This is a genomic window from Amphritea sp. GJ51-11 (genome assembly GCF_055808735.1).
The window spans coordinates 2,079,776-2,091,951 of the sequence record NZ_CM147881.1 but is presented as its reverse complement, the minus strand read 5'-3'; the positions used below and the strand labels follow the sequence as shown (position 1 = coordinate 2,091,951).

Below are 12,176 nucleotides of genomic sequence, written 5' to 3'. Positions count from 1 at the left end.
GATTAAATAAACCGATAGACCAATAATCATCGTGAACACCGCGTTTCAATATGTTTAATTTCAGGATTATGTTTCAGGCAAATTCAATGCGGTTACGTCCTTTCTGTTTAGCGCTATACATTGCGCTATCCGCCTCTGAGATGATGTGATTGATGGTATGGCTAACGTTGTGGTCCGACTCGAAATTAACCGTTGTAACACCAAAAGACGCGGTCACAGAGATAGTTATTTCACTGTCTAACGCGATAGAAAGCGATTCTATCCCCTGCCGTAGTCGTTCGGCGGTCTGTGCCGCTGCTTCAGTACTGCTTTGTATGAGTAATACGACAAACTCTTCACCGCCCAAACGCGCGAGAATGTCGGCCTCGCGAAGGGTGCTTTGACTGATAGCGGCAACTCTTTGTAGCACCAGATCACCAATGGCATGTCCGTAGGTATCGTTGACCTGCTTGAAATGATCTAAGTCGAACATAATGAGCGACAACTGATTATGGTAGCGACTGGCAATGGTCAGTTCACGGTTCGCCAGTTCAAAGAAATAGCGCCGATTAATCAGTTGGGTTAAGAAGTCTGAGCGGGCCTGCTTTTCAAGCTTTTGTTCCATCTCGTGATGCAAGGTGACATCGCGGCCAATGGCGAGTGCCCCAGTACCGGTTTCATGTTCTTCAGCCACGATGCTGAACATGAGATAACGCTGGCTCGAACCAGTAGGAATCTTGATCTCCACTTGTTGAGGTACACCGTTACCAATCACGCGGCGGATGACCGAGTGGTAACTTTCCAGAAAGCTGTTATCCGCCGTAGGTATATAGGTAAAGGTGAATAAGGCATCGAAATTGGGGTTGGTATAGATCAGCTTGGCATGCTGATCATAGCGAGCGATAGCATCAGGGGCGTTTTCCGCCAAACTGCGATATGCGAGTTCGCGTCGGCTCAACTCTTCATGGTTATGAAGGTTTTCAATCGCCAGCGCTGCTAGGTTGGCGGCAAAGGAGATGCGTTCAATATCATCGTCATCGGGTGTACTCGGTGTTGCATGGTAGATTGCAAAACTACCTAGCACTTTCCCTTTAGAGGAGATAATCGGCTCAGACCAACAGGAACCCAGACCGGCACTGCTGGCCAACTCACGATAAGGTGTCCAGTATCGGTGGGTGCTGATATCTTCGACGATAACGCGTAGGCCTAAAAAGGTGGCGGTACCGCATGAGCCGACACCCTCGCCTATTTCGATGCCATTAATCGCATCACTATAGAAGGCCGGTAAACTTGGCGCAGCACAGCTCAGTAGGTGTTTTCCTTCTGCATCTAATAGCAAGATACTACAAAGATTGTCGGGTGCATCCGATTCAATATCAGTGATCAGCTGATACATGATGTCATTAAGCTCTTCACCCTGGGTCACCCGGCGTAACATTTTATTTTGGGTGATATTACGCTGTTCACTACGCCACTTTTCGGTGATATCGGTACAGTTGTAAAGGTGCTTGTTGTTGACTAGCGATACCTGCGCCGAAATACGTTTGATGCTGCCGTCTTTGCAATGAACCGCACTTTCTACGGTATAAAGACTGGTGTCGCTGTGTGTTCTTGTGTCTGTTTGTGTCTGCGCTTGAAACCATTGCTTCCAATTTAATTCATACTCTTCGCGGTACTTTAGATCCGGATAGGCTTTTTCATGCCACGCTTTGGTGTTGGGTAGATCCTCAAGGGTATAGCCAAACATACGCACGAAGGTGTGATTCACATATTCGATCGTCCCCTGTGCATCACACCAACTGATACCCGTTGGGGAGTTGTCCAGCAAGTCGGTGATTTCAATACGTTGTTTTTTACTCTGTTTCAGAGCCTTCTGAAGACGCTGCTCTCTCATACTGCTGAGGGCGCTGTTCGCTAGCACGGTGGTTACTTGGGCCATATGTCTTAGCTGTTTTTCAACCCGCTCTCTGGGTATCACTGGAATTTGCTGAATGGCGGTGAGATAAGCCTCTTTATCGAAGCCATAAGCTTCAGCCTGCTGTTCGAATTGGTGTCGATCAGGGGCTGAATGTAACAACTGTCCCATATAGAGGGTGGCTATTTTTCGGTCTTCAATAATGATGGGCATGGCATAGTCATACAGGCCATTTTTGCAGAGCGAATAGCTGAGTTGCTGTTCGGCTTGCTTAAGCAGTCCGCTATCACTGTCGTTACAACAGCGGCTGCTGGCTTCATGCGTGCGGTGAAAATTGCTACAGGCATCGGTCCAACCGGCTTTTGTTAACACCTCACCGGTTGGCCCCATTAAACTGTTGGGAATGCCTGTTGCTTGGTAGTAGCCTTCCAGGATTTCGGCAAAGCTGGGGAGATCGATTAGCGCTTCGATACGATAAACATCATCCAAATTGGCAACTGAGATTTTATTCATTCATGACATCTCTTAACAGCCGTCCTAGCAAATAATCGTTAATGCTCAAGTCAACGGTAAATGGTTTATAACCATCTTAATTAGCCTATCTCAAGCTTATGCACCTAGGTAAGACAGGTCAACTGCGAAAGCCTGTCCGTTTTCGTATTTTTATCGAATGTGCTTTGCTACATTCATAGCATGTTCTGAAGCATATCGAGAATACAATGCCAACCTATTGTTATTAAATGAATAAGTATTTATGTAAACACATATTTTTGCTTCGCTATGGTGCCGATCTCAGCGATTATATTGTCCCAATATATATCCTATTTTGTGGATTTTGGATCATTCCCACTGTCAGTATTGGCATTGTTTGTCCTTGATGATGACTAAAATATAACGTCAGAATTGATAAAATAGGAATTTGTCCTAGATACATGAACCCCGTTTGAATCTAATATGGCGCACATGTTCAGGGCAATCAGGGAATTGATTGCAGAACTCAGCAGAGTAGCCCGGGGGATTGCAGGACGCATTGGCTACACGGAAATGGATTGCTGAATAAAGGAAGCTAGGTAGGGACACTATCACTTCCTTATTTTTTTGCCTGTAAATCTCGTTAACGCTGTCACACTCAGTATCATTCGCCTACTAGCTGGCGCTTTCCTCGTTATATTTCAACCAAAGCCTTCCCTTTTATTGATCTTCTCTATTCGTCTTATCTACCCAAACCGTATTTATCTTGTCATTTTGACGTGCTGCTATTTTCCATAATAGGCTTCACCCGCTCTCTTTATCCGCTATTAAGACCAAGCGGGGCTAGGTAATCGATACCAGCCCCCGCAGGCTATTTAGTCGGCTTAAAAAGATTTTTGATATGGCTGAGCATCGGTGAAATTACCGATTTCAACTTAGGTTTATTCTGACTGTTAAATTCGATGGGACGGCTGACGGCCATGGCAGCAATACCAATGCGCGCCGTGTAGATACCCGCACCAACGCCCTGGCCTATTCGGGTACTAGTCATCGTGGTTAGGGAGGCAGCGCCGAACTCGCTCATCAGTTGATCAATCATAATATCCGTCGCACCGACAAAGATAAGCTGATGAGTGACCTGTTTTAACAGTTTATAGCGGTTTGTTAATGAGGGGCGAATACCGTAGACCTGAGCGACTTCATCGATCATTTTCAGACTGCGCCATAGGGATAGCAACATATCGAGGGATGCCCAAGGGCTTACCGCTACGGCGGCCCCGGTTTGCAGACTAAAAGACGACACTCGGCGCAACGCTTCACTATCTAGCGGCTGGACAAAGACACGCTCGATATGTTCGATGATTTCACGATCATTACTATAATCCGGTAGCTGATCGATGCAGCGTTGATAAAAAATCGCTTGGGGCTTGTCGGCATAGAAGTCCTGTAAGCGTTGAATAAAAGGTCCCGCGTCACCAAAATCATTCGCACTTGTTAAGCGCTGGGCATCCTGTTGAATATCATTGAGGCTTTCGAGAGTGTCGCGATCGCGAGTATAGCGCCATAATAAGCGTAACCCCTGCCCGCCGACGAGTGCCACCAGCAGTACAAAGGCGCTTGCCGCAAGCCAGTGAAGCGCTAAGGCGCTTCGGAAGACATCATATATATCCCAGCCAAGCAGTATTAGTAGCAGGATCCCGGTGACTTTAAAAAAGTTTTTTAGCCCCTTAAGTGGTAATGCCTGTAACTCAATACCTGAATATTCAGAGATGCGAGGCAAGCGCTCCCCGGCGGTAATAGTTTCCGGTGCAGCGGATAAGCGTTCTTCCTCATCAGGCATAAACGTTTTTGCCTGGCGCGGCTGTTCCCTATCGGTCTCTGCGTGATCAACACTTGGATCACTGTCTACTTGAAAGGTATGCCCTGAGGTGCGGGGTGTAACATCGTCATGCGGGTTATGGCTCATACACATTTATCTCCGATCAGTGCGTTGAGTATGCTGTCGAGGCGGATATGTGGAATGGCATCATCGTTTTGATAGGAGATACCCTTAGGTGGGTTCAGTGGTGGAATCTTCCATGCCAGAAAGGCCGCCCACTCGTCCCCTTCGGGAATGCGATTGGGAATTTTAGGATGGATATAGCCGATGGGGTTTCCATCGGCACCAAAACCGCTAATCCCCAATTGATTTTCATGTTTCACCTCTTTGCTCGAACGAACCGCCGCTGTGGCTTCACAGATCGGCTGTATGCCTTCATGTTGCGCGTTGCGATAGGCTTGTTTAACAATGACCGATAATAATTGGCGCACGGCTTCATGATCTTCCGATAACACCTGATCGATTTTGGTTGCGGCAAACACCACTTTATCGATTTTTGGGCTAAACAACTGTAACAACCGGTTGCGACTACCGTAGGCAAAGCTATCTGTGATATTGGCCAAGGCTTGGCGCATATCATCGATATAATCAGGCCCGGCATTTAAGGCATTGACCACATCAACCAATACCAACTGCCGATCAATACGACTGAAAAACGCTTTATAAAAGGGTTCCACTAGCTCTTTGATATAACGTTTATAACGGCGCTGACAGACTTTGTAGTAGCTATTCTTTGCTGCGGCATTGAGCTGCCCTTCGGTATACCCACCACATTTTAACAATGGCAAAAAGGTCAGTATCTCTGGATCATCTATTCGTCCGGGAATCAGAAAACGGCCTGGCTGAATAAGACTGAGGCTTTTGCTGTTGTATTTACAGGCGTTTAAAAACGCGACGTAGCGCTGATTGAGTGCTTTAAGGATTGCTTCATCGGCTTCGGCCAATGGATCGAGGTGCTGCAGCTCCGTTAACAACTCGCCTAACAGTTCGGCTCGAGGGGCTTGGGTGTATTGCGCATTGCACTGAGCGCACCAACGGGAATAACTCATATCCCGTAGCGGCAAATCCAGTAACCATTCGCCGGGGTAGTCCCTGATTTCGAGATAGAGAGAAAACTGTTTACGGCTAAATGGGTTGAATTTAGCCCCTGTGTTTTCCAACCTGAGTTCTAGCAAGCAGCCGCTAGCGTCTTCAGTCGAAGGCGGCCAATGCGGTTGCGGCGAAGCTAAGCCACGATAGGCGTCATCATAAGGAAACTGTGGCAACTCAGGGGCATCTAAGGGGTGGATTTTCACGCCCAATAAACGATCGGTTAGCACCGGTGAAAAACCAGGTAAGCTGGCGGTATCATGTTGCAATAGCTGATTGATCAGGCTGGTAATAAAGGTAGATTTACCACTCTGGCTCAAGCCAGTAATGCCGATACAAAAACGTTGATCACGCAGTTTGTCAAACTGAGCCGACGCACCGTTCATCCCCTCATCTGCGAGGTCTAACACGGCTTTAATGGGGTTCGTGAAAACGCTGGATACCAATCCTTCCGATTCTTTCATTCGATCCTTAATGTTAAGCGTTTAGCAACAGCGTGAATCTATCCTACGCAGCCCGCTAGGGTATGCAGGCGGCTCGGCGATCTCAATGCGCTAGGCTAACAGGCTTATCGACTTTGCTTATTAATCAAACTCTGCGTGATAGACAGATTATTTATCACACAGTTCCATCGGTACCCATTTAGTGAGGCACCATCACGCTACTACGTTTTAGCGATCGGCGTATGCGCGATTAAGGTTTCCAAGTGCTGATCCGTAATACCCGTGATCAGTAGATCGGCGACCGTAACAAGTCGGGATAGATCATGCAGCTCATTGATCCAGCGCGCTGGAATGGCGCTATAACCCCAAAATGCGCCAGCAATTTGCCCATAAATGGCGCCAATGGTATCGGCATCATCACCCAGATTAACCGCCAATTTGGCCCCTTCCTCAAAACTTGAAGCATGGTAAAAGGCCCATAACGCAGCTTCTAGCGATGTCACCACATAGCCACTCGATTCTACTTGCGACTCGGTCAGCTGGTTATAGGAACCTTGGGCAACATGATTCACTTCAACATCAAGGGTATCGGCAAAGTATTCCGTGACAGCTTCGGGAGACAGCACCTGAGCTTTATCGGTACTTTTAAGGGCACGCAGCAACAGAAAGGTAAACACTCGATTAGCATCGATACAGCGGGGTTCGGTATGGGTTAGTGCAGCATTGTCGGCGGCAGCATCAATTGCTTGGTCTAGACTCGCATGGTATTTCATTGCCACTGGAGCCAAACGCATTAGTGCGCCATTGCCGGCACTGTCGGTATCATCCGGGTGTACACCGCTGTGTAAGGCAATACCACTTTGCTCGTACCGCTGAATGGCTTTACGTGTTTGATGGCCGATATCAAAACAATGGCCAGTGCTCGACATATACCCCTCACGATACCAACGTTGATAGCGACGCATCTGGTCATCAGGGTCATGGGTATTACATTGGATTAAGCTCGCCCCAGAACACAGCGCCATCGAGGTATCATCGGTCCAGTAGCCCGCGTCAAGATTGTGTGGCCCTCCCGCGCGATAGTCGTCCACTGGTTTGAACGACCCGCGTGGCATAAATTCGACCGCGGCCCCTAAGGCATCACCGACCGCTAATCCGACCAACATGCCTCTTAACTTATCTAAAGTGGGCATAGATATCTCCTTGTATGGTGATCGTTTTGATCATGCCTCTTATCTTACCTTTATTTCCTAGCGGTATCGCTTGCCTTGGTGTTCTAACCAGCCATGAGCATGCCGACCGCCGGGGTCATGATGGGTCCAGTGAACCACACCGCCCCGATTGTTCCACTCATATTCACCGTAAAAGCTAACCTGGTCACCCTTTTGCAGTCCGTTTATTCGCGGCGCTAAATCAATATTATGCGCCACCAGCACGGTAATGCCTGATGGCAATCTGAGAATAAACCGCTGGTGCTGACTGCCTTGGCGATCGTCCGGTAGTACTTGGCTGACAATGCCGCTGCCGTGCACCTGGAGGTTGCTTTGCTGGTTGCGATAAGCCTGCAGAATAAGGCTGTCGTTATCGCTAAGTTGACTAGTGGCAGGTGCCGTGTCATCCGGCATAGATCGGTAAATAAGTACGAGCAGTAGCGCGACAATAATCACCGCGATAAGTTTGAGCGGGGTAACAATGTTGATTGATTTATGTGGGCCCTGACGGCGTCGAGGCTTTTTGCTCAGCTTGTGTGGTTGTTGGGTAAGCCCTTCAATACGGACATCGGCGGCACGAAACCGCCCTTGGTTATCTCGCATCGGTTGAAAGTGAACCCTATCGCCAACATGAGGTGAGCGAGGAATATGACCAAAATCGCGGATGTGAACAAACAGATCAGGCCCATCTTGACGCTTAATAAAGCCATAACCTCGGTCATCTTTCCAGACCACTAACGTCCCTGTCTGGTGCTGCATAAGGGGCATTCCCTCGGTTGTATGGCTTAATAATTAGCGTGTGATCGGGATCTGCATATGGAAGGTCGATCCCACTTCTGGATCAGAGGTTACCGCCATATGGCCCTGATGCTGTTCAGTGATAATGTAGTATGAGAACGACAGATGTTCGCCGGTATCAAAGTCTTCAGCGGGCTGGCTGTTACTGAAGAACGGTTCAAACAGACTCATCTGTTCTTCGCTGGTCAGGCCGATGCCATTATGCTGAATTTTAATCCACATATTGTCATAGCTTTCTGACAAAATGATTTTGATGGTTGGCTCAAACCCATCGGTACCGACCTTCTTCTGCAAGGCGGCACAGGCATGCCGGAACAGACTGAGAAAGACTTGCTGCAGTTCGGTGATATAACAAGGCACCTGTGGCAGCCCCTTCTCGACCTGCCATTCGAGTTTGACCTGATTAAACATCAGTCCATCCGATACCGAGATCACCTCTTTACCGAGGTTGACCGTATGTTCCATCACATCGACGATATCCGCCATCTGTTTTTCGCTATTGCGATTGCGGGCAAAGGTCAGCAAGTTATGAATGATCTTCGCAACTTGATCGCCTTTATCTGACATATCGCTGTAGATCGACTCGAGCAGCGCGGTTTTGTCACCAACCCGCTGGCTATCCGCCATAATATTTTTAAACCGCTTGAGGTCCATTAGAATGGCCTGCAAAGGGATATTAATATCGTGAGCCATGGACGATGCGAGTTCGCCCATAAACGACATTTTGTCATTGTGAATCAGCAGGTTTTCAGCGGTGGTTTCTTTTGAGACATCATCCACCAGAATTACCACACCCGGCTCAGGTCCCTGCAGCGGATAGATGGTAATATCAAAGTGCGACAGGCTGCGCAGACTTTGTTTTAGATGGATGATTTTATTTTGTTCAATGGCCTGCTGAATATGTTCAGGCACAATAGTCATGGTGGGATAGGCTTCCCACAGGGTTTTACCCAGTGCTTTTTCCGATGGTACACCGGAGAGTTCTTCGACCCGTCGGTTCCATTGGGTCACCTGCCCGTCTTTATTCAAACCCACCAGCATTAGCGGCATTGAGGTCAAAATATCTTTGACGTACAGCTCTGAGGTGCGTAACTGATTTGAGGTGATCACATGCTGGGCCACTTCTGACTCCAGCAACTGGTTACTCTGGATCAGTTTGGCATTAGATTCTTCGACTGCCGCGGTGCGTTCTTGAACCCGCTGCTCCAACTCATTTTTAATGGTGGTCAATTCACGGTTAGCTCGATGCGCCCGGCGGCTATAAATCAACAGGTATATCGCGGTGATCGAGAGAATGATAATAAGTGTGCCGCTACTGAAATTCGCGAGGTGTTGCCACTTGGTTCTACCGTTTTCATCTTTAAACCAATCGACGGCAGCGGTAGCCCATGGGCTTTGTATGCAGAGTGCGAGTACCAAAAATGCGTATTTAATCATATGAGTGTATTAACTAATTCCGGATGAATAACAAAAAACGGTGTTGCTGTTCGGTTGTGGCGGTCTTTTTCAGAGCGGTGCCGAAGCCAATCACTGTAACCTATCGTTCGTCTTGCCTGAAGTCATTAGAGTGGTTTGCTAAGCTTAGTTTCAATTTAGCCCTATTCTATAGGAATTGACGCCCATTTCGCTATTTTTATAGCGGCTTTTCACACCGCGCATCACCCTTACATGGATGGCACTTTCTAAGCTTCTAGCCAGCTATTGATTAAATACTCTACCTAAGGTCGCACTGCCGACTACCGGTTAGACGACAAAACCATTGGCAGTTCGGGTGCAATATTAGTCTGCTCAAGGTAAATGTGAGGTTAAAATAGTGACAAATACACCATCTTAAATATTAAACTAAGACATTAATATAATATTTTAATATACTGATTTAATTATCTAAAAACATCCGTTCAAACTGTTTAATATTTTGCTGAATGTAATCTAAAAAAGCCTGCATCGCAGGGGTTGGATGCTTCGCTTGGGGGTGTACAACACAGAAACTTCGTCGTAGCGGAAAGCCTTCAATATTCGCGACTTTTAAGTTTCCGAGTTGTAACTCAGAAAGGATACTGAGCTTCGGCAGTACAGCGACCCCTAACCCTGCAATCACCGCATGCTTAACCGCATCATTGGAGCCGATTTCCATGCTCGGCGCAAACCGTAAGCGATGTTCTTGACAGTGTTGTTCGAGGGCTAAGCGGCTCCCCGAGCCGGGTTCACGCACCAGTAAAAAGCTATCCAGAAATTGCTGCGCCATAATGCTCGGCTGTTGCAATAACGGATGGCCATCCGGTACCACCGGCACCAACTCATTATCTAAGAATGGCAGTGATGCCAACGGCCTATCGAGGGGGACCATCCCCATAATCACCAGATCGTCGTTGTTTTCGTTGAGCCCTTGCAACGCTGTCGCGCGGTTGACCACCTTAATGCGTACGCTGACATGGGGGTGAAGGTCGAGAAACGCCCGCAACAGGTAGGGCACCATATATTGGGCCGTATTAACCGCGACTAGCTTTAACTCCCCCGCTACATTGCCCTTCAACGCGCCAAGATCGGCTTGCAGATCGGCTAATTCAATAAAAATATGGTTGATACTCTCCGATAATCGCTCACCTGCGGCGGTACAAAACAAACGCCGGCCAACATATTCAAACAAAGGCTGGTCAACCGCCTGTTCGAGTTGGCGCATCTGACTACTCACCGCCGGTTGAGTCAGGCCTAGCAGTTCTCCGGCCTTACTATAACTTTGCAGCTGATAAACCGCCTTAAACACCTGTAACTGACGAAATGTCAGTCGTGCAGCCATATTTTTGATCGACAGTGGCACGCGATTTGTCCCTCATTTCGCTTATCTATAAGCAATACCTTATAGATAAACTAAGAAATATCAATTTCTACTTATCAAAGAATGCCACTAGGATCGATTTATATTCTTACGGCAAACAGCCTAGACAGGAGAGCTTCATGATTAACAAAGTACTGATTGCCAACCGGGGAGAGATCGCGGTCCGCATTATCCGCGCTTGCGCCGAAACCGGCATCCGTTCTGTGGCGATCTATACCGAGCCGGATCGTTATGCCTTACATGTAAAGCGTGCCGATGAAGCCTATTCATTGGGTGAAGACCCTTTGGCCGGCTACCTCGACCCGCAATGCATCGTTAACCTCGCACTCGAAACCGGCTGCGATGCTATTCATCCAGGATATGGCTTTCTTTCAGAGAATGCCGAATTTGCCCGCCTGTGTGAACAGCAAAACATCGCTTTCATCGGGCCAAAATCCAGTGTTATCCATAATATGGGCGATAAAACCCAGGCCCGTGATTCGATGCGCGCGGCGGGTGTCCCCATCACTCCGGGGTCGGAGGGTAACTTAGCCGATGTTGAGGAAGCCTTAAAACTGGCGGACGAAATCGGCTATCCCATCATGATAAAAGCGACCTCTGGCGGCGGTGGCCGTGGTATTCGCCGCTGTGATACACCGCAAGAGCTTAAACTGCAATACCCGCGCGTGATCTCTGAGGCCACCAAGGCCTTTGGCTCAGCGGAAGTCTTTATGGAAAAATGCATCGTCGATCCACGCCATATCGAAGTACAAATTCTGGCTGATAGCCAGGGTAATGTGATCCACCTCTATGAACGGGATTGTTCGATTCAGCGACGCAATCAAAAACTGATCGAGATCGCCCCTAGCCCACAGCTAACCCCGGAGCAGCGCCAGTATATCGGTAGTTTGGCGGTCAAAGCAGCCGCAGCGGTTGGCTATGAAAACGCCGGCACGGTGGAGTTCCTGCTAACCGGAAATCAGGTGTATTTCATGGAGATGAATACCCGGGTGCAGGTGGAACATACCATTACCGAACAGATTACCGGCGTGGATATTGTGCGTGAACAGCTGCGTATCGCATCGGGACTACCGTTGAGCTACCGCCAAGAAGATATTAGCTATCGTGGTTATGCGCTGCAGTTTCGTATTAACGCCGAAGATCCGAAAAATGACTTTCTACCCAGCTTTGGTCGCATCTCTCACTACTATGCGCCGGGTGGTCCTGGCGTTCGGGTCGATACGGCGATCTATACCGGTTATGAAATTCCGCCCTACTACGATTCCATGTGCTTGAAGCTGGTGGTTTGGGCGCTGACCTGGGAAGAAGTCGTCGCACGGGGTCAACGGGCACTGGATGATATGCGTCTGCATGGCATTAAAACCACGGCTAATTATTATCAGCAGATTTTGCAGCATCCCGATTTTCAGGCGGCCAATTTCAATACCAGCTTTGTGCCGAACCATCCCGAGCTGCTGAGTTATTCCGATAAGCGCCACCCTAGCCAAATGGCCTTAGCCGTAGCGGCGGCGATTGCCGCTTACGCCGGCTGGTAAGCCGCTCAATCGATTAATGC

Annotated in this window: 8 protein-coding genes; 1 reads left to right on the top strand and 7 read right to left on the bottom strand. The window is 48.3% G+C overall.

The window, feature by feature from the left end:
- Positions 1-73: 73 nt before the first annotated feature.
- The 7 genes from AC0L4K_RS09130 to AC0L4K_RS09100 form a co-directional block, all read right to left on the bottom strand.
- On the bottom strand, positions 74-2,407 hold the full coding sequence (locus AC0L4K_RS09130) for a diguanylate cyclase (RefSeq protein WP_417223237.1): 2,334 nt from the start codon (positions 2,405-2,407) through the stop codon (positions 74-76).
- Between the two features lie 829 nt (positions 2,408-3,236).
- Complete coding sequence (locus tag AC0L4K_RS09125; protein WP_473269025.1) at positions 3,237-4,331, bottom strand: TIGR01620 family protein; 1,095 nt, start codon at positions 4,329-4,331, stop codon at positions 3,237-3,239.
- On the bottom strand, positions 4,328-5,797 hold the full coding sequence (locus tag AC0L4K_RS09120; protein ID WP_473269023.1) for a YcjX family GTP-binding protein: 1,470 nt from the start codon (positions 5,795-5,797) through the stop codon (positions 4,328-4,330). Before AC0L4K_RS09120 ends, AC0L4K_RS09125 begins: the two co-directional genes overlap by 4 nt.
- A gap of 200 nt (positions 5,798-5,997) precedes the next feature.
- Positions 5,998-6,969 carry an ADP-ribosylglycohydrolase family protein gene (locus tag AC0L4K_RS09115; protein WP_417223242.1) on the bottom strand — a complete coding sequence of 324 codons (972 nt, stop codon included), beginning with the start codon at positions 6,967-6,969 and terminating at the stop codon, positions 5,998-6,000.
- A gap of 57 nt (positions 6,970-7,026) precedes the next feature.
- Positions 7,027-7,746 carry a DUF3465 domain-containing protein gene (locus AC0L4K_RS09110; RefSeq protein ID WP_417223245.1) on the bottom strand — a complete coding sequence of 240 codons (720 nt, stop codon included), beginning with the start codon at positions 7,744-7,746 and terminating at the stop codon, positions 7,027-7,029.
- 33 nt (positions 7,747-7,779) lie between these two features.
- Positions 7,780-9,222: a two-component system sensor histidine kinase NtrB gene (locus AC0L4K_RS09105; RefSeq protein ID WP_417223247.1), complete on the bottom strand. Its 1,443-nt coding sequence runs from the start codon at positions 9,220-9,222 to the stop codon at positions 7,780-7,782.
- A gap of 439 nt (positions 9,223-9,661) precedes the next feature.
- Positions 9,662-10,603 (bottom strand): LysR family transcriptional regulator, encoded by a 942-nt coding sequence (locus tag AC0L4K_RS09100; RefSeq protein WP_473269022.1) that lies wholly within the window; start codon positions 10,601-10,603, stop codon positions 9,662-9,664.
- Between the two features lie 137 nt (positions 10,604-10,740).
- On the opposite strand from AC0L4K_RS09100, the gene AC0L4K_RS09095 reads away from it, so the two are divergent.
- Complete coding sequence (locus AC0L4K_RS09095; RefSeq protein ID WP_473269021.1) at positions 10,741-12,156, top strand: acetyl-CoA carboxylase biotin carboxylase subunit; 1,416 nt, start codon at positions 10,741-10,743, stop codon at positions 12,154-12,156.
- Positions 12,157-12,176: the final 20 nt, after the last annotated feature.